At 62.1% G+C, this 24575-nt stretch carries 21 protein-coding genes; 16 read left to right on the top strand and 5 right to left on the bottom strand.

Features of this window, described 5'->3' with window-relative positions:
* Nucleotides 1-2 precede the first annotated feature (2 nt).
* The 4 genes from ATH90_RS03075 to ATH90_RS03060 are packed head-to-tail and all read left to right on the top strand — an operon-like array spanning nt 3 to nt 4850.
* Nucleotides 3-2111 carry a TonB-dependent receptor gene (locus tag ATH90_RS03075; RefSeq protein ID WP_098465679.1) on the top strand — a complete coding sequence of 703 codons (2109 nt, stop codon included), beginning with the start codon at nt 3-5 and terminating at the stop codon, nt 2109-2111.
* On the top strand, nt 2111-2899 hold the full coding sequence (locus tag ATH90_RS03070) for an ABC transporter ATP-binding protein (protein WP_098465678.1): 789 nt from the start codon (nt 2111-2113) through the stop codon (nt 2897-2899). Before ATH90_RS03075 ends, ATH90_RS03070 begins: the two co-directional genes overlap by 1 nt.
* Complete coding sequence (locus tag ATH90_RS03065) at nt 2896-3843, top strand: ABC transporter substrate-binding protein (protein WP_098465677.1); 948 nt, start codon at nt 2896-2898, stop codon at nt 3841-3843. The genes ATH90_RS03070 and ATH90_RS03065 overlap by 4 nt, the downstream gene beginning before the upstream one ends.
* Nucleotides 3840-4850 carry a FecCD family ABC transporter permease gene (locus ATH90_RS03060; RefSeq protein ID WP_098465676.1) on the top strand — a complete coding sequence of 337 codons (1011 nt, stop codon included), beginning with the start codon at nt 3840-3842 and terminating at the stop codon, nt 4848-4850. The genes ATH90_RS03065 and ATH90_RS03060 overlap by 4 nt, the downstream gene beginning before the upstream one ends.
* Nucleotides 4851-4861: 11 nt before the next feature.
* On the opposite strand, the gene ATH90_RS03055 is transcribed toward ATH90_RS03060, so the two are convergent.
* Entirely contained in the window at nt 4862-9451 is a 4590-nt protein-coding gene (locus ATH90_RS03055; RefSeq protein WP_098465675.1) for a DUF4329 domain-containing protein, read from the bottom strand.
* Nucleotides 9452-9710: 259 nt separating this feature from the next.
* Between ATH90_RS03055 and urtA the strand changes: the two genes are divergently transcribed.
* From urtA to ureC, 11 genes are all read left to right on the top strand, one after another.
* Nucleotides 9711-10976, top strand: a complete 1266-nt coding sequence (urtA, locus tag ATH90_RS03050) for an urea ABC transporter substrate-binding protein (RefSeq protein WP_025857306.1) — start codon at nt 9711-9713, stop codon at nt 10974-10976.
* A 141-nt stretch (nt 10977-11117) separates the two neighbouring features.
* Nucleotides 11118-12620, top strand: coding sequence for an urea ABC transporter permease subunit UrtB (gene urtB / locus ATH90_RS03045; protein WP_034105608.1), 1503 nt, complete (start codon nt 11118-11120; stop codon nt 12618-12620).
* Nucleotides 12620-13687, top strand: coding sequence for an urea ABC transporter permease subunit UrtC (urtC, locus tag ATH90_RS03040; protein WP_034105610.1), 1068 nt, complete (start codon nt 12620-12622; stop codon nt 13685-13687). Before urtB ends, urtC begins: the two co-directional genes overlap by 1 nt.
* A complete protein-coding gene (urtD, locus tag ATH90_RS03035; protein ID WP_170041093.1) occupies nt 13684-14517 on the top strand; it encodes an urea ABC transporter ATP-binding protein UrtD in 834 nt (277 codons plus the stop codon). Before urtC ends, urtD begins: the two co-directional genes overlap by 4 nt.
* Nucleotides 14518-14657: 140 nt before the next feature.
* The gene (urtE, locus tag ATH90_RS03030) at nt 14658-15356 is read left to right on the top strand and encodes an urea ABC transporter ATP-binding subunit UrtE (protein ID WP_027607728.1); all 699 of its coding nucleotides are present in this window, start codon (nt 14658-14660) and stop codon (nt 15354-15356) included.
* A 30-nt stretch (nt 15357-15386) separates the two neighbouring features.
* Complete coding sequence (locus ATH90_RS03025; protein WP_098465673.1) at nt 15387-16226, top strand: urease accessory protein UreD; 840 nt, start codon at nt 15387-15389, stop codon at nt 16224-16226.
* Nucleotides 16227-16229: 3 nt separating this feature from the next.
* Nucleotides 16230-16532, top strand: coding sequence for an urease subunit gamma (ureA, locus tag ATH90_RS03020; RefSeq protein WP_003171437.1), 303 nt, complete (start codon nt 16230-16232; stop codon nt 16530-16532).
* A gap of 9 nt (nt 16533-16541) precedes the next feature.
* On the top strand, nt 16542-17054 hold the full coding sequence (locus ATH90_RS03015) for a GNAT family N-acetyltransferase (protein WP_034105617.1): 513 nt from the start codon (nt 16542-16544) through the stop codon (nt 17052-17054).
* A gap of 4 nt (nt 17055-17058) precedes the next feature.
* Nucleotides 17059-17592 carry a GNAT family N-acetyltransferase gene (locus ATH90_RS03010; protein ID WP_069021489.1) on the top strand — a complete coding sequence of 178 codons (534 nt, stop codon included), beginning with the start codon at nt 17059-17061 and terminating at the stop codon, nt 17590-17592.
* The gene (locus tag ATH90_RS03005; protein ID WP_012721964.1) at nt 17589-17894 is read left to right on the top strand and encodes an urease subunit beta; all 306 of its coding nucleotides are present in this window, start codon (nt 17589-17591) and stop codon (nt 17892-17894) included. The genes ATH90_RS03010 and ATH90_RS03005 overlap by 4 nt, the downstream gene beginning before the upstream one ends.
* 112 nt (nt 17895-18006) lie before the next feature.
* On the top strand, nt 18007-19707 hold the full coding sequence (gene ureC / locus ATH90_RS03000) for an urease subunit alpha (RefSeq protein WP_034105621.1): 1701 nt from the start codon (nt 18007-18009) through the stop codon (nt 19705-19707).
* Between the two features lie 55 nt (nt 19708-19762).
* Here ureC and ATH90_RS02995 read toward each other — a convergent pair whose 3' ends face one another.
* The gene (locus ATH90_RS02995) at nt 19763-20701 is read right to left on the bottom strand and encodes a DnaJ C-terminal domain-containing protein (protein WP_034105623.1); all 939 of its coding nucleotides are present in this window, start codon (nt 20699-20701) and stop codon (nt 19763-19765) included.
* Between the two features lie 238 nt (nt 20702-20939).
* Here ATH90_RS02995 and ATH90_RS02990 point away from each other — a divergent pair, with 238 nt between their 5' ends.
* Nucleotides 20940-22208, top strand: a complete 1269-nt coding sequence (locus ATH90_RS02990; protein WP_034105624.1) for an Hsp70 family protein — start codon at nt 20940-20942, stop codon at nt 22206-22208.
* Nucleotides 22209-22269: 61 nt separating this feature from the next.
* On the opposite strand, the gene ATH90_RS02985 is transcribed toward ATH90_RS02990, so the two are convergent.
* Genes ATH90_RS02985 through ATH90_RS02975 form a run of 3 tightly spaced genes read right to left on the bottom strand, consistent with a single transcriptional unit; the run spans nt 22270 to nt 24545 of the window.
* Nucleotides 22270-22869 carry a hypothetical protein gene (locus tag ATH90_RS02985; RefSeq protein WP_069021491.1) on the bottom strand — a complete coding sequence of 200 codons (600 nt, stop codon included), beginning with the start codon at nt 22867-22869 and terminating at the stop codon, nt 22270-22272.
* A 23-nt stretch (nt 22870-22892) separates the two neighbouring features.
* A complete protein-coding gene (locus ATH90_RS02980; protein WP_034105628.1) occupies nt 22893-23471 on the bottom strand; it encodes a hypothetical protein in 579 nt (192 codons plus the stop codon).
* Between the two features lie 60 nt (nt 23472-23531).
* Nucleotides 23532-24545, bottom strand: a complete 1014-nt coding sequence (locus tag ATH90_RS02975; RefSeq protein WP_034105630.1) for an AI-2E family transporter — start codon at nt 24543-24545, stop codon at nt 23532-23534.
* Between the last annotated feature and the right edge of the window lie 30 nt (nt 24546-24575).

The following is a 24575-nucleotide window of genomic DNA, read 5'->3' as shown; positions in this document are numbered from 1 at the left end:
CGATGAACAAGTACCTTGCGTCTGGCCTGTGCCTGCTCGCCCTGCATAACCATGCCCAGGCCCTGACCCTGCCCGCCAGCCCCGTCACCGCTAGCGCCGTTGACGATGAACGCGTCGACCTCAAGACCCCGACCACCGCCGGTTCGCGCCTGAACCTCACGGCCTTGCAAACCCCAGGCAGTGTCGAAAGCCAGACCGGCGCGCAGATCCGCGAGCGTGGCGATGCCAGCGTGCAAGACGCGATTTCCCGCGCCACCGGCATCAGCAGGACCGGTTCGCCGGGCGACGGTGGTACTTCGCTGTCGGCCCGTGGGTTTACCGGCCAGGGCTCGGTGATGCAGCTGTACGACGGCAACCGCATGTACATGGGCATGGGCACCTCGACCTTTCCCGTCGACACCTGGTCGGTGGAACGCGTGGACGTCCTGCGCGGCCCAGCCTCAGTGCTGTACGGCGAAGGCGCCACCGGCGCGGTGATCAATACCGTGCCGAAAAAGCCGTTTGAAGGCGAGATCGAAAACCACATCCGCCTGGGCTATGGCGCCTATGACCGCCAGCAAGAAGCCCTGGACAGCGGCGGCTCGCTGACCGACACCCTGAGCTATCGCCTCAACGTCAATCGCCTGCGCAGCAACGGCTTCATCGACCGTGGCGACTCGAGCAGCGACTTTGTCAGCGGAGCCCTGCGCTGGCAGGCGGCGGACAACCTGAGCTTTACCCTGGCCAGCGACTACGGTGACCAGCGCCCGCAAAACTACTTCGGTACGCCGCTGATCAACGGCCAGTTGCACAAAGGCCTGCGCGACAAGAACTACAACGTCAGCAACGATACCCAGCACTACAACGACCAGTGGACGCGCCTGACCAGCGAGTGGCAGATCAACGACAGCGTCAGTGCCACCAACGAATTGTTCTACCTGAAAAACCAGCGCCGCTGGCAGAACGCCGAGAACTACAACTTCACCGACGGCCAACTGACCCGCAGCGGCAACTTCGGCATCAAGCACAATCAAGAACAAGTGGGCGACCGCCAGACCTTCACCTTCAAGCACACGCTGTTCGGCCTCGACAGCCAGACCGTGGCCGGGGTGGAATACAACCGTATCCGCTTCCGCCTGGCCAGCAACTCGCCGTTCGGGGACACCTTTACCGGTGGCCAACCCATCGACATCCACCACCCGGCGCCCGGCCAGTTCGCCAGTAATGACCCGTTCAAGCCGCTGTTCGCCACCACCACCAAAACCGTCGCCGGCTTCGCGGAAAACCGCCTGCAACTTACCGACCAGTTGTCGCTGATCACCGGCATCCGCCGTGACTATGCCCAGGTCGAGCGGGATGATTTGCGCAATGGCAGCCGAACCGGCAAGACCCTCACCGGCAACAACTGGAAGGCCGGCCTGGTCTACGCCATCACACCGGACACGTCGGTTTACGGCCAGTATTCCACTAGCACCGACGGCGTCGGCGGCCTGATTTCCCTGAGCCCGAGCCAGCAACAGTTTGACCTGTCCACTGCCAAGCAGACCGAAATCGGCATCAAGCAGGCGTTCTGGGACCAACGCGGTGAGTGGACGTTGGCGGCCTACCACATCGTCAAGAAGAAACTGCTCACCGATGTGCCGGGCGACCCGGAACTCAAGCAGCAAGTCGGCCAGCAATCCTCGCGTGGCCTGGAGGCCAGCCTTGATCTGCAACTGCCGAATGCCTGGCAGTTGCAAGCCAACGCGGCGTGGGTGCACGCGCAGTACGACGACTTCAAGCAGGACGTCGGCGGCGTGCAGGTGTCCCGTGACGGTAACCGCCCGGTGGACGTACCACGCCGCACCGCCAACCTGTGGTTGAGCAAGGCCGTGACCGACGACATCCGCGCCGGTGCCGGCGTGCGTTATGTCGATGCACGTTATGCCGACATGGCCAACCAGAACGAGCTGCCAAGCTACACCGTGGTCGACGCCAACGTGTCATGGAAGGCCCTGCGCAACACCACCCTGGGCCTGCAACTGAACAACCTGTTCGACCGCACGTACGCCGTCAGCCAGTACAACGACGGCCAGCAATGGATCCTCGGTGAGCCGCGCTCGTTCTTCGTCACGGCGGACTACACCTTCTGATGACCTCACTCACCCTCAACGACCTGGCCTGGAGCCCATCGGGTCACGGCCACTGCCATCACCAGTTCCAACTGCGTGACGCCAGCCTGCAGGTCGGCGCAGGAGAGTTTGTCGGGCTGATCGGCCCCAATGGCAGCGGCAAGACCAGCCTGTTGCGCTGTGCCTACCGGTTCAGCAAACCCGCTCAGGGAACCGTGCAACTGGCGCATCAGAACGTGTGGAAACACAGCGCGAAATGGTGCGCACAACGCATTGCCGTGGTGCTGCAGGAGTTCCCCGATGCGTTCGGACTGCGCGTGGATGAAGTGGTCGCCATGGGCCGCACGCCCCACAAGGGTTTGTTCGATGGCGACACACTGCAGGACCAGCAGCTCGTTCACAACATGCTGGCGGCGGTCGGCATGCAGGGCTTCGAAGACCATGCGTTCGCGACCCTGTCCGGCGGTGAAAAACAGCGCGTGATTCTTGCCCGTGCACTGGCCCAGGAACCGCAACTGCTGATCCTCGACGAGCCGACCAACCACCTCGACCCGCGCTATCAGCTGGAGCTGTTGCGGCTGGTCAAGCGCCTGAACATCGGCACCCTGGCCAGTATTCATGACCTGAACCTGGCTGCCGCCTTTTGTGATCGTCTCTATGTGATCGACCACGGCCGCATCGTTGCCAGCGGCACGCCCCATGAAGTACTGACCGCCGAGCTGCTGCGCGACGTCTTTGGCGTCGACGCCTTGATCGACACCCATCCCCTGTCCGGCTACCCTCGAATCACTTGGATAACCCAACCATGATCCTGCGCGCCTGCTCCGCTGTTGCTCTGCTCCTCGCTGCGACGTCTGCGTTCGCCGAAGCGACCCATTACCCGGTGACCGTCAAAAGCTGCAACCGCGACGTGACCTTCCAGCAAGCCCCGCAACACGCGGTCAGCCATGACATCAACATGACGCAGATGATGCTCGCGCTGGGGCTCAAGTCACGCATGGCCGGCTACAGCGGCGTCACCGGGTGGAAGTCCGTGACGCCTGAGATGGCGCACCTGCTCGACGGCCTGCCGGAGCTGGCAAGCAAGTACCCGTCGGTGGAAACCCTGTTGAACGCCAACGTCGACTTTTTCTTTGCCGGCTGGGACTACGGCATGCGCGTGGGCGGCGACCTCACGCCGAACACCCTGCAGCCGCTGGGTATCAACGTGTATGAGCTGACCGAGTCGTGCGCATTCGTGATGAAACGCCCCGCCGCCACCCTGGAAGACACCTACAACGACCTGCGCAACCTGGGCAGGATCTTCGACGTGCAGGACCGCGCCAATGCGTTGATCGCACAGATGCGGGCCCAGGTTGCCGAGGTGCAGAAAGACCTGCCCGCCGACAAACCACGGGTATTTCTCTACGACAGCGGCGAAGACCGCGCCATGACTTCTGGCCGGCTGGGCATGCCGCAGGCGCTGATCGATGCCGCCGGCGGGCGCAATATTCTCGATGACATCGATGCCAGCTGGACCCGGGTCAATTGGGAGACCGTGGTGGAGCGCAACCCCCAGGTGATCGTGATCGTCGACTACAGCGAAATCACTGCCGATCAAAAAGTGCAATTCCTGCTCGACAACCCGGCCCTGCAATCGGTAGACGCCATCAAGAACCAGCGCTTTATCGTGATTCCCTACGTGCAGGCGACGCCGGGCATCGATAACGTGCTCGCGGTGGAAACGTTGGCCAAAGGATTCCACGGCGAATGATCACCCGTCGCTACGCCTTGCTGCTGGTCGCCCTTGGCGCGCTGTTGCTGGTCTCCTGCGTGCTCTCGCTGGGGTTCGGCTCGGCGCGGGTGCCGGTGGACGTGGTGTGGCGGATCTTGCTGAACAAGGTGTTCGGCCTGGGTGAGGTGAACTGGAGCACCGGGCAGGCACACATTGTGTGGCTGATCCGTGTGCCGCGCATGCTGCTCGGTGCATTGGTAGGCGCCGGGCTGGCCCTGATCGGCGCGGTATTGCAAGCGGTGACGCGCAACCCGCTGGCCGACCCGCACCTGCTCGGCGTGACCTCCGGTGCGACACTCGGCGCAGTCATCGTGGTGCTGCACGTTGGTGAGATCGTCGGCCTGCTCACGCTGCCCGCCGCCGCGTTCATCGGCGCGTTGCTGAGCATGTTGGTGGTGCTGGCAGTGGCCAGCCGCAACGGCCGGCTGGAGAGTGATCGCCTGCTGCTGTGCGGGGTAGCCGTGTCGTTTGTGATGATGGCGGCGGCCAACCTGTTGCTGTTCATGGGCGACCATCGCGCGGCCTCGGCGGTGATGTTCTGGATGCTCGGCGGGCTGGGGCTCGCGCGCTGGGAGTTGTTGGCCATCCCCGCCGCCACGGTACTGTTGGGGTTGGTCTTGCTATTGGGCCTGGCGCGCCCGCTCAACGCCTTGATGGCCGGCGAGCAGACCGCCGTGACCTTGGGCCTGAATGCGCGCAACGTGCGGCTGAAGGTGTTCCTGGTCGCGTCCCTGATGACCGGCGTACTGGTGTCCATCAGCGGCTCCATCGGTTTTGTCGGGCTGATGGTGCCGCACATTGCCCGGCGCCTGGTGGGCGCCGAGCACCGACGGTTACTGCCGGTGTGCGTGCTGCTGGGCAGCCTGTTCCTGGTGTGGGTAGATGTTGCTGCACGCACCCTGATCGCCCCCGAAGACTTGCCCATAGGCGTGGCAACGGCGGCAATTGGCGGGGTGTTTTTTATCGGCCTGATGCGCAAGCGCTGACCACCAGCAGATTACAGTTCGTCCTTGTCTCGACCGTACTGTACGGCCTGCGGATCGGGTGCGGCCTGCACATCCTTGACTTCCCACTCGTTACCCAGTAGCCCCAGGCGCGTCCAGAAGGCATCGGTTTGCAGCACAGACAATTGGCCGTTCTCCCGCAAGCGGCTGACCAGCACGCTGGGCGTAAGCACAGGGCCGATACTCAGCAGTCGTACCTCCTCTGCCGAGAAACTGGGCACATACTTGAGCAACGCGCCGCCTCGACAGGTCAAGTACACACTCTGGGCGGTCGGGCGGTTGATTTTCACAATGTCCTGATACAGGCTCAAATCGTCCCTCGATACAAAATTTTCCAGTAGCGCTCGGTCCAGTGGCCGCGAGCTAATGGTCGAGGCGATGACTTTGTAAAAAGCCTGGACCGCGTGAATGGTGTAGAGGAACAGGGGATGGTCAGGTTTGATGTCGAAGCCGAAATGCTCAAACTGAAACAGTTGCGCAATCGTGTCCTGCAACCAGGCGTGGTGGTCTTCCACAGGGTCCAGTGACACAAATCCCACATTACCCGGAGCGGCCAACACCGCCCCGAGGTATTCACGGCCCTTGTAGCCGGCCAACTGCGCGCCGGCCCACAGCGCGGCATCATCGGCATGACTGAACAGCGGCCCGCAAAAGGAAAGAAAGTGCGGGTTGTCTTCCACCGGCCAGCCAGCAGCATGAGGCAACCATTGCGCAGTCACGACTTGTTCCCTTCCCCACACCGTGCTCCTCACGCGCACATACAGCTCGCCCTGGGTCGCGAGCCCGCGCACATAGTCGACGACACGCAAGGTGCCTTCCAGCAATTGCCGTTCGGCGACAGAGGCCTGGGAGATCAGCGCATACAGGGCCTCAGGCCCGTTTTTCCTGAATGAATACCTGAGCAGGGCACCGTCGGCACACAGCAGGTAAAGCGGCAGAACGCCGTTTTTGGCCAGGTTGCTGACAAACGCGACACCATTGGCCAATGCCCCGGGCGCGAAGAAGCTGGTCGCCATGCTATCGCGCGTGGGCGCAATCACCTGTGTGGAGGCGCACAAGTACAAGGCCGCCAACGTATAGCCCTGAGGCAACTGGCCATCGAGAAAGACCTGCCTGAAGTCGGAATAATTGGCACGTACCAACGGTAAGGTCGTCATGTACAGCGTCTTTTTTACGGACTTGAGCACATAACCGAATTGCACCTGCGCTTGTGGCGATGAGCGCAGCTGTGCATAACGCACAGCATCGTAGGCTTGGGTAAAGAGAGGGCTGCACGGCGCATCGGCAAACACCTGCTTGATCTCCAGAGGTGCCGGCGACACCATGTTCGCAACGAAAGGTCCACGCAGGGGGCGCGCGCCCCCCCACAGTAAATTGCCTTGGACCACCTGCAGATTACCGGCCTTGGCCACCTGCGTGACAAAGTCACCGGGGAGCAGGGTTCCGTTGCGTAACTGGCGCTCGATGTCATTGTCCCAAAGGTCGCCCTTGCGCGAATCCAACGGCTGCAGGTTCTGCTTGAGCGCCTCCTCGTCCGTAGAGCCCGTCAGTTGGTAACTCAGGACCGAGCCTTGGGGCCCGATCAGGTATTCACGCAAAATGTTGACCTCGCGCTGCAACAGGCTCGCCATTACTCCGGTGGGCAGCATGCTTTGGTATATCGCTTTTTGAGTGGCCGACAACAGCATCCGTACTTCATGCCCGACCACCGAACGATAACGCGCGACGATCGTGGCCCCCTGCGGGTATAACCCCCGCGCAATCACCGAATTGGGGTAAATCCAGTCAATGGTAAAGCCTCGAGGAGGCACCACCAGCGGCAGAGTCGCCACGAACCTGTCATCGGTCATCCTGAGCACCACACCGCCGTAGGCCCGTTGACGCCCCTTGCCCACTATCGCAGCGACGTAGCGCGCCGCATCGTCCGGGTTGGCAAACACCGGGCTGAGGCGTCGCCGGGTAGGGTGCTCGTAGCCGGACCAGGTGCGCGGCACACCCCCTTGCTTGTCCCAGCACTGGCTGGTACGCACGACATAGAGCCCGCCCCGGTTGGCGCACTCACCGACAAAGGTCTGCGGCGTCTTTTTACCGGACACCACTGCCTCATCGTCGGCTGCCAACAGCCTGTCCAGCGGGCCGCCACTTTCCACGTTGTAAGGCAGCGATACATACCTCAACAGAGCGCCGTCTTCAGTTGAAAAATAAACCGGGAGGTACTTGCCGTTAGCGTATTTGTCACCGCCACGCTTGCTGTCGTAAATCGCGCCATATAGCAACGCAGGCCGCACGAAATAGCGGGTTAACCAGGCACTTTGCGTCGCCAGCCCCATGGGCTGCCATTGCTGTGAACGGAACAGCCCACAGGGCACGAACCCCGCAGGAAAACGATAATCACGGTCGTCCGTCGCTTCGAACAAACTGCTCAGGCTGAACAGAGCGTTGCGTTCATCAACGCCCACTACTTCGGTGGCGAGGTAATGCGGCTTGTCCTTGTGCCGGAGAATAAAACCGAAGTACGCCTGCTCAGCAAGGTTGCGTCCATGAACCCGAGCATGAAGGTCGCGGGCGGCGTCATCGGCACTGTAGTACACGGCGCCGTAGGTGACATAGTTGGGCGGCCCAAACCTCGGCGCGTAGTCAAAGTTGGGTGTCCAATCGGTATAGATTGGCGAGCGCGGCCCCCACAGTGGATTACCCTGGATAACCTGCAAGTCACCGGCCTCGGCCAACCTGACCACCCACTGCGCTGGCTTCCTCTGCCCGCTGCCCAGTTGCTTCTGCGCCTCACTGCCACCCGCCTGCGGCGCGGTGAGGCGCAAAAGCCGCGTCTGCGAATCGGACTCGCTCGGTGTGTAGACCAGTAGACAGTCTTCGCTCCCCGACAAATAAGCCGGGCGCTTGTGCAGGATCACGTCATGGATTTCCTCGGCAGAGAACACCTGCAGATTGATTTCTGCCTCTTCCCGCGTCCAGCGCCGCTGCTCGACCCAACTCGGGTCAACCATCGACAAGGCCACGTGAGAACCGTAGCGCGCATGTATCTGGTACGGCTCGGGCGGAATCGACGGGCCCTTTCCATCTGCAGGCATGAACAGCAGATGGGCGAACGGGTTGGCGTTGCTCGCCTGCGGCTCGGTGATCAAGAAGCCTCCTTCGTCGTCCTTGAGCACGTACCCGCCGTAGGCATGCTGGCGCTTGCGGCCAATTTGCTCGTGGGCATAAACGGCCGCGTCGTGGGCAGAAATGAAGAAACGACTCAATACTGCCCGCGAGGGACCGCCCAACACCGTCGAACGTTCATCCACCGGGCCGACGTCTCGCCACAGCAAGCCCGCCTCCACCACCGACACGCTCGTCGAGGCGATGACCCGGCGCACATAGTTGCGCGGGCTCAGGGTACCGGCCAGCAGTGCGGCCTGGGCGCCATTATCCTCAATGGTGCCCGCCGCGGGCTCACTGGCCAGGGCGGTCGTGGCGCCCGGCACATCAAGTTCGAGCAACGCACCATCCGATGCCTGCAGGTACAAGCGGAGTCCACGGGCCTTGTCCTGCAGTGACGCGGTGGTCCTGGCTTGAGCGATGGCCGCCGCCACTTCAGTCGGCGTAAAGAATGTGGAATACAGCCAGGGTTCGTGCGCAGGCAGGTCGAGGGCCGCGGGCGAGGAGCGGTAGTAGATCGCCTCCAGCCGAACATTCGACGGCAGCCGTAACTGGCCGTCGGCGCGCGTAGGGAACCGTGCCACTGGAGAGAACAACGGCGCGCTCAGCGCTTCGGGGTAGATCGCCACATAGCTTTCGTCCCGCGTGTGCTTGAGCACAAAACCCTGGGCCGCGCCTGCCGGGAACAACGCCCGCGCCGCCAGCACCGCCGCATCAGCCTGCTCGAAGATCTGTGTGAAGAACGGCTGCTCCTCTGTCACCTGAGCGACGGCCGTATTGATGCGCCAGCCTTGCTTGACCCGACCGCGCACGCCGCCCCAGTGAGCGTTGGCCACCACCACCCGCAAGTCACCGGCCTGCACGGCCTGCCAGATCAATGATTCGAAATCGGAGGAAGGCGCAAATGGCTCTTCGCCGAGAATGCGTTTTCTAAGCAGGCTCTCCAGCGCCGAGCCACTGCTCGTGTACTTGAGCAAGGAGCCCTCTGGGCCGCACAAATAATGGGCCTTCACCGAACGCCGGTGCTCAATGATGAAACTCAGGTCGGCGGGGGAAAAAAAACTGACGAATACCGAAGCCTGCTCATCGCTCATGCCTGGGTTGTGGGCTTTCACCTGGGCCGTGTTCAGCGGGTGCGAATGGTAGAGCGCCTCGCAGATATAGCCACGGGGGGCAATGAAATTATCGTCGGCGTCGGTCGCCAGCAGGATTCGATGATCGAACGAGACCTGTTGGTCCGCAAGGGGCGTCGTAGCAAAGTAGCGATTGCCCTGTTTGAGAATAGCCCCGCCGTATTCCTTGTCAGCCACGGGGTGATCGATTTGGTCGTGAGCCCAACGGGCAGCATCGTCGGCGGTGATAAAGGGCGGGCTCAAGGCCGGCAGGATGGGCGTGGCGTTAGCGGCTCGTGGCGTGCGAGACATACAGGGACTCCTGGAAAAGTGGGGAATGCCTACTGTCACGTCAACCCGGCACGCACGGGCGCTAGATAGTTGTCGGCCAGGCACCACTTCAGCGCAGCCGATGCACCGACGCCCCGTCAACGCGCCGATCTGGTGCGCAACCGTTTACGCCAGCCCCCCGCCTGCACCGCAGACAAGCGCCGCCGCGCACCTCGGCACAGCCTTTGCAAAAGCCAGTGCAACGTCCACATAACAACATCGAGTTCCTGGAGACCGCACCATGAAGCGTCGCAGCTTGATCAAGGCTTTCACTCTCTCGGCATCCATTGCCGCCATGGGTCTGACCTGGACCGTGCAGGCCGCCGAGACCATCAAGGTCGGCATCCTGCACTCGTTGTCCGGGACCATGGCGATCTCCGAGACCTCGCTCAAAGACATGGCGCTGATGACCATCGACGAGATCAACGCCAAAGGCGGTGTGAACGGCAAGATGCTTGAGCCGGTGGTGGTTGACCCCGCATCGAACTGGCCGCTGTTCGCTGAAAAAGGCCGCCAGTTGCTGACCCAGGACAAGGTCGCAGTCGTGTTCGGCTGCTGGACCTCGGTGTCGCGTAAATCGGTGCTGCCGGTGTTCGAAGAGCTCAACGGCCTGCTGTTCTACCCGGTGCAATACGAAGGCGAAGAGATGTCACCTAACGTGTTCTATACCGGTGCAGCGCCGAACCAGCAGGCGATCCCGGCGGTGGAATACCTGATGAGCGAAGAAGGCGGCAGTGCCAAGCGCTTCTTCCTGCTCGGCACCGACTATGTGTACCCGCGCACCACCAACAAGATCCTGCGTTCGTTCCTGCACTCCAAAGGCGTCGCGGACAAAGACATCGAAGAGGTCTATACCCCGTTCGGCCACGCCGACTACCAGACCATCGTCGCCAACATCAAGAAGTTCTCCGCGGGCGGCAAGACTGCAGTGATCTCCACCGTGAACGGCGACTCCAACGTGCCGTTCTACAAGGAGCTGGCCAACCAGGGCCTGAAAGCCACCGACGTACCGGTGGTGGCGTTCTCGGTGGGTGAAGAAGAATTGCGCGGCATCGACACCAAGCCGTTGGTGGGCAACCTCGCGGCCTGGAACTACTTCCAGTCGGTGGAGAACCCGGTGAACCAGAAGTTCGTCGCGGACTGGAAAGCCTACGCCAAGAAACACAACCTGCCGGGCGCGGATAAAGCCGTGACCAACGACCCGATGGAAGCCACCTACGTGGGCATCCATATGTGGGCCCAGGCGGCGGAAAAAGCCAAGTCCACGGACGTCGACAAAGTGCGCGAAGCACTGGCCGGCCAGACCTTCGCTGCACCGTCGGGCTTCACCCTGACCATGGACAAGACCAACCACCACCTGCACAAGCCGGTGATGATCGGCGAGATCCAGGCCGACGGGCAGTTCTCGGTGGTGTGGCAGACCCAGGAACCGATCCGCGCCCAGCCATGGAGCCCGTACATTCCTGGCAATGACAAGAAGCCGGACTATGCGGTGAAGAGCAACTGATCCGAGGGGTGTCGGCACTTGAGTGCCGACACACACCCTGTGGGAGCTGGCTTGCCTGCGATGCAGACGACTCGGTGTGTCTGATGCACCGCTATCGCAGGCAAGCCAGCTCCCACATTAGTTCGAGCAAGGCCCACGAATATGCCCACTGCCTTCTACCGCTTCATCCTGGCTACGCTGCTGTTGCTGCCTTTCGCTGCACACGCCAGCGACGCCGAAGACTTCCTGTCTGCCAACCCGACCCAACAAGCCAAGCTCCTGCAGGACTGGGCTGCCCAGCCCGACCCGGCGCGCATCGAGCTGGTAGACGCCCTGCAACAAGGCCAACTCACCGTCAACGGTGAGACCAAGACCGTACGCTTGAACAACCGTCTGCGTGGCCTGATCGACAACGTGCAGGCCAGCCAGCAACTGCTCGCCGCCGACCCCAAGGTACGCCTGGCCGCCGCGCAGACCCTGCAAAAAACCGCACAACCTGCGCAGCTCGCATTCCTCGACCAGCGGGTCGCCGCCGAGACCAACGAGGACGTGCACACCGCCCTCAGCCTGGCCCTGGCCAACCTGCAGCTGGTCGATAACGATCCGGTGGTGCGCCTGGCCGCCGTGCGTTTGCTCGGCAGCACCGGCGACCCGCTGGCCCGCACGCGCCTAGAAGCCCTGCTCGCGCCCGGCGTCGAAACCGACGCTGCCGTGCACACCGCCGCCGAGACAAGCCTGGCCCAGGTCAAACGCAAATTGATGGTTGGCGAGGTCCTCGGCCAGGCGTTCAGCGGCATGTCCCTTGGGTCGATCCTGCTGCTCGCAGCCCTGGGCCTGGCGATCACTTTCGGCCTGCTCGGCGTGATCAACATGGCCCACGGCGAGATGCTGATGCTCGGCGCGTACTCCACCTACGTGGTGCAACTGCTGATGCAGCGCTACGTGCCCGCGGCCATCGAGTTCTACCCGCTGATCGCGCTGCCGGTGGCATTTTTTGTCACCGCCGCCATCGGCATGGCCCTTGAGCGTACGGTGATTCGTCACCTGTACGGCCGGCCGCTGGAGACCCTGCTCGCCACCTGGGGCATCAGCCTGATGCTGATCCAGTTGGTGCGCCTGGTGTTCGGCGCGCAGAACGTCGAGGTGTCCAACCCCGCCTGGCTGTCCGGCGGCATCCAGGTGCTGCCCAACCTGGTACTGCCCTACAACCGCATTGTCATCATCGCCTTCGCACTGTTCGTGGTGGTGCTGACCTGGCTGCTGCTGAACAAGACGCGCCTGGGCCTCAACGTGCGCGCGGTCACCCAGAACCGCAACATGGCCGCCTGCTGCGGCGTGCCTACCGGCCGCGTGGACATGCTCGCGTTCGGCCTCGGCTCAGGCATCGCTGGCCTTGGCGGCGTGGCGTTGAGCCAGATCGGCAACGTCGGCCCGGACTTGGGCCAGAGCTACATCATCGACTCGTTCCTGGTGGTGGTACTCGGCGGCGTCGGCCAGTTGGCCGGTAGCGTCATGGCCGCCTTCGGGCTGGGTATCGCCAACAAGATCCTGGAGCCCCAGATCGGCGCCGTGCTCGGCAAGATCCTGATCCTCGCGCTGATCATTCTGTTTATCCAGAAACGCCCGCAGGGACTCTTCGCACTGAAAGGACGGGTGATCGACTGATGAACCAACCATTGATGCTCACGGCCGCGCAAAAGGCCGGCCCCAAGGTGACGATTGCCGTCGGCGCGCTGATCCTTGTCGTGTTGCTGGCGCTGCCGTTGCTGTCGCTGCTGCCGCCGGAAAACACCTTTCATGTATCGGCCTACACCCTGACGCTGGTGGGCAAGATCCTCTGCTACGCCATCGTCGCCCTGGCACTGGACCTGGTGTGGGGCTACGCCGGGATGTTGTCCCTAGGCCACGGCCTGTTCTTCGCCCTCGGGGGCTATGCGATGGGCATGTACCTGATGCGCCAGGCCTCGGGGGATGAACTGCCAGCGTTCATGACATTCCTGTCGTGGACCGAACTGCCGTGGTACTGGGTGGGCACCGACCACTTCCTCTGGGCCCTGTGCCTGGTGGTATTGGCGCCAGGCCTGCTGGCGTTGGTGTTTGGGTTCTTCGCCTTCCGCTCGCGGATCAAGGGCGTGTATTTCTCGATCATGACCCAGGCCCTGACGTTTGCGGGGATGCTGTTGTTTTTCCGCAACGAGACCGGATTCGGCGGCAATAACGGTTTCACCAATTTTCGCAGCATCCTGGGCTTTGGCATTACCGAGCCGGGCACGCGCGCGGTGTTGTTCGTGGCCACGGTGCTGTTGCTGGTCGCCAGCCTCTACATCGGCTGGCGCCTGGCGCAAAGCAAGTTCGGCCGCGTGCTCACGGCGCTGCGTGATGCCGAGAACCGCCTGATGTTCTGCGGCTACGACCCGCGCGGCTTCAAGCTCTTCGTTTGGGTCTTGAGCGCCGTGTTGTGCGGGCTGGCAGGAGCGTTGTATGTGCCGCAGGTGGGCATTATCAACCCCAGCGAAATGTCGCCGACCAACTCCATCGAGGCCGCCGTATGGGTAGCCCTGGGTGGGCGCGGCACGCTGATCGGCCCGCTGCTGGGCGCTGGCGTGGTCAATGGCATGAAGAGCTGGTTCACCGTGGCCTTCCCGGAATACTGGCTGTTCTTCCTCGGGGCGCTGTTCATCATCGTCACCCTGTACCTGCCCAAGGGCGTCATCGGCCTGCTGAAGAAATGAGGAACGTCATGCTTGAACCTATTTTCGATGCAGGCAGCGGCCGTGATGCGATCGGCATTGGCCAAGCCGCGGGCAAGGGCCTGAATACTCGCCACGGCACCATCCTGACCCTGGAAGACATCAGCGTCAGCTTCGATGGTTTCAAGGCCCTCAACAACCTGAACCTCTACATCGGCGTCGGCGAACTGCGTTGCATCATCGGCCCCAATGGCGCGGGCAAGACCACCTTGATGGACGTGATCACCGGCAAGACCCGGCCCAGTCACGGCAAGGCCTGGTTCGGCGAAACCCTGGACCTGACCAGCATGAGCGAAGTGCAGATCGCCCAGGCCGGCATCGGCCGCAAATTCCAGAAACCCACGGTGTTCGAAGCCTTGAGCGTATTCGAAAACCTGGAACTGGCGCAGAAGACCGACAGGTCGGTGTGGGCCAGCCTGCGCGCACGCTTGAGCGGCGAGCAGAAGGACCGAATCGATGAAGTGCTCGATACCATCCGCCTCACCGCCTCGGAGCATCGCCAGGCAGGACTGCTGTCCCACGGCCAGAAGCAGTTCCTGGAGATCGGCATGCTGCTGATGCAGGACCCGCAACTGTTGCTGCTGGACGAACCGGTGGCGGGCATGACCGACGCCGAAACCGAGTTCACCGCCGAACTGTTCAAGCGCCTGGCGGGCAAGCACTCGCTGATGGTGGTGGAACACGACATGGGGTTTGTCGGTTCTATTGCCGACCACGTGACGGTGTTGCACCAGGGCAGCGTACTGGCCGAAGGCTCACTGGAACAGGTGCAGGAAAATGAGCGGGTGATCGAGGTTTACCTCGGTCGCTGAGCCTGACAAGGACTGCTTCATGTGGGCGCTGGCTTGCCGGCGATGCAGGCAACTCGGTGTAGCGGGTACAGCGCTATCGCAGGCACGCCAGTGCCCACATTTGATCCGGTTCCCACAGGGGAATCGTGGAGGTTTTGAGAATGCTGCAAGTCGACAAGCTGCACCAGTACTACGGCGGTAGCCATATCCTGCGCGGGCTGTCCTTTGACGTGAAGATCGGTGAGGTCACCTGCCTGCTCGGCCGTAACGGCGTGGGCAAGACCACCCTGCTCAAATGCCTGATGGGCCTGCTGCCGGCCAAAGAGGGCGCGGTGAATTGGGAAGGCAAGGCGATCACCGGGTTCAAGCCGCACCAGCGTGTGCATGCGGGGATTGCCTATGTGCCGCAGGGCCGGGAGATTTTTGGACGGCTGACGGTGGAAGAAAACCTGTTGATGGGGCTTTCGCGCTTTCCGGGTTCCGAGGCCAAGGAAGTGCCCGCCTTCATCTACGAACTGTTCCCGGTGTTGCTGCAAATGAAACACCGGCGTGGCGGCGATTTGTCCGGCGGCCAGCAGCAGCAACTGGCGATTGGTCGTGCGCTGGCCAGCCGCCCGCGCCTGCTGATCCTCGACGAGCCCACCGAAGGCATCCAGCCCTCGGTCATCAAGGAGATCGGCGCGGTGATCAAGAAACTCGCGGCACGCGGTGATATGGCGATCCTGCTGGTGGAGCAGTTCTACGACTTCGCGGCCGAGTTGGCCGACCAATACCTGGTGATGTCCCGTGGTGAAATCGTGCAGCAAGGCCGAGGTGAAAATATGGAAAGTGAAGGTGTGCGTGGTCTCGTAACCATCTAATCTGTAGCCTCCTAACGATAAGCACACGCCATGAACCTGCCCGTTTCCCCCGCCTTGTTCACCCCCAGCTGGCACGCCGAGCTGGAACTCGGCTATGCGCGTTTCGGTGACACCACGCGCCCGGTGATGCGCCGCCACCTTGGCCCGCTGCGGGTGCAAAAGCACCTGTACGCCGAAGGCCCCGAGGTGTGCCAGCACATTATCGTGCACCCGCCCGGCGGGATTGCCGGTGGTGATCGCCTGGACATCAGCGCCCATGTCGGCGCGGGTGCCTGGGCGCAATTGACCAGCCCCGGCGCGGCCAAATGGTATCGCGCCAGCGGCCCCGCCTTTCAGCAGGTGGACCTCACCGTGGAAGCCGGCGCCACCCTGGAATGGCTGCCCCAGGAAACCATCGTATTCAGTGCCGCCCAGGCCGAGCTCACTACGCGCATCGCGCTGCAAGGCGATGCGCGGCTGTTCTACTGGGATGTGGTCGCCCTGGGTCGCCCGGCCAGCGCTGAACGTTTCGACCTCGGCCACTTTCAGTCACACCTGGACATTCGCCGCGACGGCCAGTTGCTCTGGCACGAGCGCCAACGCATTGTCGGCGCCGACGGCTTGCTGGACTCGCCCATAGGCCTGGACGGTCAGCCGGTGTTTGCGACGTTGCTGCTGACCGCCGACATCGCCCCTGAATTACTCGAAACCTGCCGTGCCCTGCCCCACGCGGTGCGCGGCGACCTGACTCAACTGCCTGGCCTGCTGGTCGCGCGCTGCCTGGCCAGCGAAGCGCTGCTGGCGCGGGCATGGTTGATTGATTTATGGCGGTTGCTGCGCCCGGCGGTGCTGGGCCGTGAAGCCGTTTCACCGCGAATCTGGAGCACCTGAACCATGGATCTGACCCCACGGGAAAAAGACAAACTGCTGATCTTCACTGCAGGCCTGGTGGCCGAGCGGCGCCTGGCGCGCGGCGTGAAGCTCAACTACCCGGAAACCATCGCCTACATCTCCGCCGCACTGATGGAAGGGGCCCGCGATGGCCGCACGGTCGCCGACCTGATGCACTACGGCACCACCCTGCTCAGCCGGGAACAGGTGATGGAAGGCATCCCGGAGATGATCCCGGACATCCAGGTGGAAGCCACCTTCCCCGACGGCACCAAGCTGGTCACCGTCCACCAACCCATCGCCTGAGGCCCGGCCATGATTCGTGACGCAACTCAAAACGATTTGCCGGCGATCCGCGATATCTACAACGACGCGGTACTCAACACGACGGCGATCTGGAACGAACAACCGGTGGATCTGGGCAATCGCCAGGCCTGGTTCAGTGCGCGGCATGCCCAGGGCTATCCGGTCCTGGTCTGCGTGGAAAACGGTGAAGTCACCGGATACGCCTCGTTCGGTGACTGGCGACCGTTCGAAGGTTTCCGCTACAGCGTCGAGCACTCGGTGTACGTGCGCAACGACCAACGCGGCAAAGGCCTCGGCCCGCGCCTGATGGAGGCGCTGATCGAACGCGCCCGCACCGGCGGCAAACATGTGATGGTCGCCGCCATCGAAAGCGGCAACCACGCTTCGATCCACCTGCATGAGCGCCTGGGCTTCATTACCACCGGCCAGATGCCCCAAGTGGGCATCAAGTTTGGCCGCTGGCTGGACCTGACGTTTATGCAACTGAACCTGAACCCGGGCGCCGAACCGCCCAAGGAGTGAGTCGATGAGCGCTTCGCAACTGCGTCGAGTGAATGCAGAAAGTTTTGCCCACTACCGCCTGGGCTTGATCGAGCTGTTGCTGGACGCGGTGAAGCACGGTGCATCGGTCGGCTTCATGGCTGACTTCGACGAAGCCCAGGCCCGCGCTTACCTGAAGGGGGTGCAAGCCAGCGTCGAAGACGCCAGCCTGCTGCTGTGGGTCGTGGTGCGCGACGAACAGGTGATCGCCAGCGTGCAACTGGCGCTGTGCCAGAAAGCCAACGGTCTCAACCGCGCCGAAGTGCAAAAGCTGCTGGTGCACAGCAGCGCCCGACGTCACGGCCTGGGCCAACAGTTGATGAACACCCTGGAACTCGCCGCGCGCCAGCACAAGCGCGGCCTGTTGTACCTGGACACCGAAGCCGGCTCCCCGGCCGAGGCCTTCTACCAGTCGCTGCGCTACACCAAGATCGGTGAGTTGCCCGACTACTGCCAAAGCCCGGACGGGCGCTACAGCCCGACCGCCATCTACTTCAAGACCCTGGGGCAACCTGCATGATTCCTGGTGAATATCAGATCCAGCCTGGCGACATCGAACTCAACGTGGGTCGCCGCACCGTCACACTCAGCGTGGCCAACAGCGGCGACCGGCCGATCCAGGTGGGCTCGCATTACCATTTTTTCGAGACCAATGACGCGCTGACCTTTGATCGCGCGGCGAGCCGGGGCATGCGCCTGAATATTCCAGCGGGGACGGCGGTGCGCTTCGAGCCGGGGCAGAGTCGTGAAATCGAGTTGGTGGATTTGAGCGGTGGACGGCGGGTGTTCGGGTTTGCCGGACGGATCATGGGTGACCTTTAGGGCCTCATCGCGGGAAAGCCCGCTCCCACACGGGAACGAATTCCATCTGTGGGAGCGGGCTTGCCCGCGATAGCGATCTCACATTCAACGTAATTTTCCAGGGCACACACACATGAAAATCAGCCGCCAAGCCTACGCCGACATGTACGGCCCCACCGTCGGTGACAAGGTTCGCCTGGCCGACACCGAGTTGTTCGTCGAGGTCGAAAAAGACTTCACCGTCTATGGCGAGGAGGTGAAATTCGGCGGCGGCAAGGTGATCCGCGATGGCCAGGGCCAGAGCCAGTTGCTCGCCCATGAAGTGGTCGACACGCTGATTACCAACGCGCTGATCATCGACCACTGGGGCATCGTCAAGGCTGACGTCGGCCTGAAAAACGGCCGCATCCACGCGATCGGCAAAGCCGGCAACCCGGATATCCAACCCGGCGTGACGATGGCCATCGGTGCCAGCACCGAAGTGATTGCCGGCGAAGGCATGATCCTCACCGCCGGCGGCATCGACTCCCATGTGCACTTCATCTGCCCGCAGCAGATCGAAGAGGCGCTGACCAGCGGCGTCACCACCATGATCGGCGGCGGCACCGGCCCGGCCACGGGCACCAACGCTACCACCTGCACCTCAGGTCCCTGGCACCTGGCGCGGATGCTCCAGGCCAGCGATTCGTTTCCGATGAACATCGGTTTTACCGGCAAGGGCAACGCCAGCCTGCCCGAGCCGCTGATCGAGCAAGTCAAGGCCGGTGCCATTGGCCTCAAGCTGCATGAGGACTGGGGCACCACACCGGCGAGTATCGATAACTGCCTGAGCGTTGCCGACCAGTACGACGTGCAGGTGGCGATCCACAGTGACACCCTCAACGAATCCGGCTTTGTCGAAACCACGCTGGCCGCGCTCAAGGGCCGCACCATCCACACCTACCACACCGAAGGTGCAGGGGGCGGTCACGCGCCAGATATCATCAAGGCCTGCGGCTTCCCCAACGTGCTGCCCAGCTCGACCAACCCGACCCGGCCGTTCACGCGCAACACCATCGACGAGCACCTGGACATGCTGATGGTCTGCCATCACCTGGACCCCAGCATTGCCGAAGACGTGGCCTTCGCCGAAAGCCGCATCCGCCGCGAGACCATAGCCGCCGAAGACATCCTGCACGACCTCGGCGCGTTCTCGATGATCAGCTCGGATAGCCAGGCCATGGGCCGAGTGGGCGAGGTGATCACACGCACCTGGCAGACCGCCGACAAGATGAAAAAGCAACGCGGCCCACTGCCCGGCGATGGCCCTGGCAACGACAACTTCCGCGCCAAACGCTACATCGCCAAGTACACCATCAACCCGGCGATCACCCACGGCGTGAGTCACATCGTCGGCTCCATCGAAGTGGGCAAGTGGGCCGACCTGGTGCTGTGGCGCCCGGCGTTTTTCGGCATAAAACCTACCTTGATTCTCAAGGGCGGGGCGATTGCCTCAAGCCTGATGGGCGACGCGAACGCTTCGATCCCCACGCCGCAGCCGGTGCACTACCGGCCGATGTTCGCCAGCTTCGGCAGCTCGCTGCACGCCACCAGCCTGACCTTTATCAGCCAGGCAGCCATGGACGCAGGCCTGCCGGAAGCGCTGGGCCTGAAGAAACAGATTGGCGTGGTAAAGGGCTGTCGCAACGTGCAGAAAACCGACCTGATCCACAACGATTACCTGCCGGACATCGAGGTTGACCCACAGACCTATCAGGTCAAGGCCGACGGTGTGTTGCTGTGGTGTGAGCCGGCCGAGGTGTTGCCGATGGCGCAGCGGTATTTCCTGTTCTAGCTGAAAACCGGTGGCGAGGGAGCGTGGCTCCCTCACCGCAGGGAAAGTATTTGCCTCAGAACTGCTCGCGCGGGTTAAACGCAGCTTTCTGCGCCAGCTCCTGCCACAACGCTTTCACGTCATCGTCGCCCGCCGGTGGCATCACTGCCTTGAGCTGCACGTACAGGAAGCCACGCTGCCCGGCCTTGTTCAGCAAACCATGGCCCTTGGCGCGCATGCGCTGGCCGTTCTGGCTGCCGGCTGGCACCTTGAGGTTGATCTTGCCGGTCAACGTCGGCACGGCGATTTCAGCGCCCAACGCCAACTCCCACGGCGCCAGCGGCAGGGTGATCACCAGGTTTTCGCCTTCGACTTCAAACTTGGGGTGCGGTGCAAACTTGATGATCAGGTACAGATCGCCATTGGCTCCACCGCCAATACCCGGCGCGCCCTGGCCTTTGAGGCGGATACGCTCGCCGTCGGTCACACCGGCGGGGATCTTCACGTTCAGGCTCTTGGTGGTGTTGCTGACGTGACGGCCCGAGGCGTCGTATTGCGGCACCTGGAAGCTGATCTGCTTGGACTCGGTGGACAGTGTCTCTTCGAGGAACACCGACAGCTGCATCTCCACATCCTGCCCCTTACGCCCGGCCGGACGGCGCTGGCCGCCACCAAAGGCATCGCCACGCGAGCCGAAGATCGAGCTGAAGAAGTCCGAGAAGTCCTCGCCACCGCCACCCCCGCCAAAACCGCCACGGCTCTGCCAGCCCGGCGGCCCCTGGAACGGCTGGCCATGCTGGCCGTATTTGCGCAGTTCGTCGTATTCAGCACGCTTATCGGCACTTTTAAGCGCTTCATAGGCTTCGGACGCGTCCTTGAACTTCTCTTCGGCGTCTTTTTCCTTGCTTACATCCGGGTGATATTTGCGTGCGAGCTTGCGGTAGGCAGCCTTGATTTCCTTGTCATCGGCGCTCGGCTCGACACCCAATATCTTGTAGTAGTCTTTGAAATCCATCGGCGGTTCACCATCCTTAATCGAGATCGCACAGCCCAGGGCACAACGTGCGCTGCTTTGCACTTGTTGAGTCTTGTGGCCTGGGGGTGCGTCAAAGTGTTATCGGCACTAGCCGTATGCAACAGATGTGGGGGCAAATACCCAACTTTCAAGCACGATTTAGCGGATAGTCGGCCTACGCATCCGCCTTCGACTGGCATACACTGCGCGGCCGTTTTTCAACCGGAACCCGATAGACATGAAAAACCCATCCCCAGCCCGTGCCTGCGGCATCGACTTTGGCACGTCCAACTCCACCGTCGGCTGGATCCGTCCCGGCGAGGAGACGCTCATCGCGCTGGAGGACGACAAGATCACGTTGCCATCGGTGGTGTTCTTCAACTTCGAGGAGCGCCGCCCGGTGTACGGTCGCCTGGCCCTGCACGAATACCTGGAAAACTACGAAGGCCGGCTGATGCGCTCGCTCAAGAGCCTGCTCGGTTCCAAGTTGATCAAACACGACACCAGCGTGCTGGGCACCGCGATGCCTTTCACCGACTTGCTGGCGCTGTTCATCGGCCAACTCAAGAGCCGTGCCGAAGCCAACGCCGGCCGCGAGTTCGAAGAAGTGGTGCTGGGCCGCCCGGTGTTCTTCGTCGATGACGACCCGATGGCCGACCAGGAAGCCGAGAACACCCTGGTCGACGTGGCGCGCAAGATCGGCTTCAAGGATATTTCGTTCCAGTACGAGCCGATTGCGGCCGCGTTCGACTACGAGTCCACCATTGAAAAAGAAGAGCTGGTACTGATCGTCGACATCGGCGGTGGTACGTCTGACTTTTCCTTGGTGCGCCTGTCACCGGACCGCCGCCACAACGACAACCGCCAGAGCGACATCCTCGCCACCGGCGGCGTGCACATCGGCGGTACCGACTTCGACAAACAGCTCAGCCTGCAAGGCATGATGCCGCTGTTCGGCTACGGCAGCCGCATGAAAAGCGGCGCCTACATGCCCACCAGCCACCACATGAACCTGGCCACCTGGCACACCATCAACTCGGTGTACTCGCAGAAATCCCAGCTGGCGTTGGGCAGCATGCGCTACGACATCGAAGACACCGGTGGCATCGACCGCCTGTTCAAGTTGATCGAACAGCGCGCGGGCCACTGGCTGGCGATGGAAGTAGAAGAAACCAAGATCCAACTGACCCACGAAGACAGCCGCCACGTGCTGCTGGACCGGGTTGAACCGGGCTTGAGCGTGGAACTGAGCCGGGCGTTGTTCGAATCAGCCATCGATGGCTTGCTGGAGCGCGTGCGCAATAGCGTCACGCAGTTGCTGAACGATGCGTCGGTGAGCGTGGCGCAGGTCGATACGGTGTTCTTTACCGGCGGCTCCAGCGGCATTCCGGCACTGCGCCACAGCATCTCGGCGATGTTGCCGAACGCGCGGCATGTGGAAGGCAATATCTTTGGCAGTATCGGCAGCGGCTTGGCGATTGAGGCCAGCAAGCGTTACGGAAACTGATCTGTCGAGTGGTGAGCGGGCTTACCCCGCTCACCACAAAGACTCAGTTCGCCCCAAGACGCTAAACGCCACACCCCACCCGCGCTTTTTGCACGCCGATGTACTGCTCAAATGTCCCGTACTTGGCCGGCACCTGGATCACGGCGCCCGGCTTAAGCCGCGCGTTCTCCCGACTTGCCGCCAGGCTATCAACATAGGCCTGGCAAGCCGCCGACTTATCCCCCGCCATCTCGTAGGCAAAGCCTCGGTTCAAATTGAGATTGGTCACCACCTCAAACCGCCCGGCATGGGCATAGATCGCCCGAGACTTCTCCAGGTACTCATTGGCTTTCACGTAGCGCTGTTCGTAGGTCGCCGTGGTGTCACGAAAGCCCTGGGTCGTATAGCGGTCCTTCTGGCTGGCCAACGCCGACGACATGAAAAACAATCCATACCCGCGATAAGCGTCCGCCAGGCACAACTGATCCCCGGCCGCCGTGCACCGTTGCACGGCCTCGGCAATCAAGCGCTCGGCCGGCAGTGGCCGCCCCTGATCCAGTAACGCGTCGGCGTCAGCCAACTTTTGCTGGGGATCGGAACTGGCCACGACACCGGCTGCGGAACAGCCGACCAGTGCCGAAAAGCCGATGGCGAGGAGTACGACGCTTAATTCCTTGTTCATGGAGCAGTCCTTTTTGCGGGGGGCTAGCGAAAATAGATCGCCCACAGCCCAAGAAATGTCAGGCCCCACATGACAATACCGGGCACGATCACCAAGTAGTTCCACGGATTGAACCGAGCGTTGCTCTGACCTTCCGGGTCGCCGGCGGCAAAATTGATCAGGGCCTGGGATTGTTGAAGGATGTAGGCACAAAGAGGCAGCGCCAGGAGCGTCAGGCTTTTATAGGCAAACAACGCCTCGACGCGCGCAGCCACGGCGTCGAACACGTTGGCGCCCACAGTCACCACCACAAACACCGTCGCCCATTGCTCAAAATCGAAATCGAATTTTCGGCCGCTCTCGACCACCCGCCGGTAGGCAAGGCGGTAAAGCTTGTGCACAAAGAAGATAAAAAAGAACGCACGCGCCAACGGCAAGATATCGGCTTGGTTGGCTTTCTTGTACAGGCTCCAGTTTTTATACGCCCAGACATAGGTGTACAGCCCAAAACTGAGCAGGCTCAGAATCAGCAGCTTTTTCTGGGAAATGACATAAAACTCGGCAGCGGGCTTTACCGCCTCAGACAACTCTGCCGTTGGCGGAGCATAGATATTGTCGCTCACAGCTTGTATCCCTCTAAGTCCCTTTAAAGTCCACGAAGCAACAGCACTTCAGTTATTGCGTCAAACCATCCCGCCGAGCTTCAACTCGCTCTTCAAGTACGCATAGTAAATCGGCCCCGCCACCACGCCAGGCAGGCCGAAGGCGGCTTCAAACACCAGCATCGCCAGCAGCAATTCCCACGACTTGGCACTGATCTGGCCGCCGACGATCCGCGCATTGAGGAAGTACTCGACCTTGTGGATCACGATCAGGTAACCCAGCGCCGCCACTGCGACCCAGATCGACAACGACAGCGCGACGATGGTGATCAGGGTGTTGGACATCAGGTTGCCGATGACCGGCAGCAAGCCGAGCAGGAAGGTCAGCACGATCAGGGTCTTGGTCAGCGGCAGGTGAATGCCACACAGCGGCAGCACCACGGCAAGGAATATGGCAGTGAAGGCGGTATTGAGCGCGGCGATCTTGATTTGCGCGAAGACGATGTTACGAAACGCCTGGACCAGCAGGTGCAGGCGGTCGAACAGCGCGGCGGCCAGGGGCTTGCGCTTGGTCAGGTCGGGCACGCGCTGCAGGGCGATGATCGCACCGAGCACCATGCCGATCAGCAAAGTGACGAACATGTGGGCAGCATCCTTACCCACAAGCTGCAGTTCGCTCAGGTGCTTGCTCAACCAATCGCCGATGGCCACGCGAAACTCCGCGGCGCTGGCGGGCAGGTAGGCGTCGAGGAACGGCGGCAATTGGCCGCGCGCGCGGTCGACCACGCCCATGAATTTGTCGAGGGACGCCCCGGGGTTTTCCGCTTCGTGCAACAGGAAGCTGATGGCACCGGCAAAGATCAGGGTCAGCACGCTGACGATCAGGGTGCCGAGCAACGCCACCGCCAGCCAACGCGCACGCCGGCCTTCGATCAATCGCTGCAGTTGGGGGGTGAGCATGTTGACCAGTTCAAAGACCAACAGGCCGGCCAGCAGGCTGGGCAGCAATTTCAGCGGCAGTACCAGCAGCAACCCGCCGAAAATGATGATGTAGCTGGCCAGCAATATCACGTGACGTTGAGAAAACGTTGGCATACAGCCTCAAAACGAACGGCGTTAAAGGAT

It is taken from the genome of Pseudomonas lurida (assembly GCF_002563895.1).
Classification (GTDB): Bacteria; Pseudomonadota; Gammaproteobacteria; order Pseudomonadales; family Pseudomonadaceae; genus Aquipseudomonas; species Aquipseudomonas lurida.
Note: the sequence above shows the minus strand (reverse complement) of the source record. Positions and strands in the feature narration are given on the sequence as shown.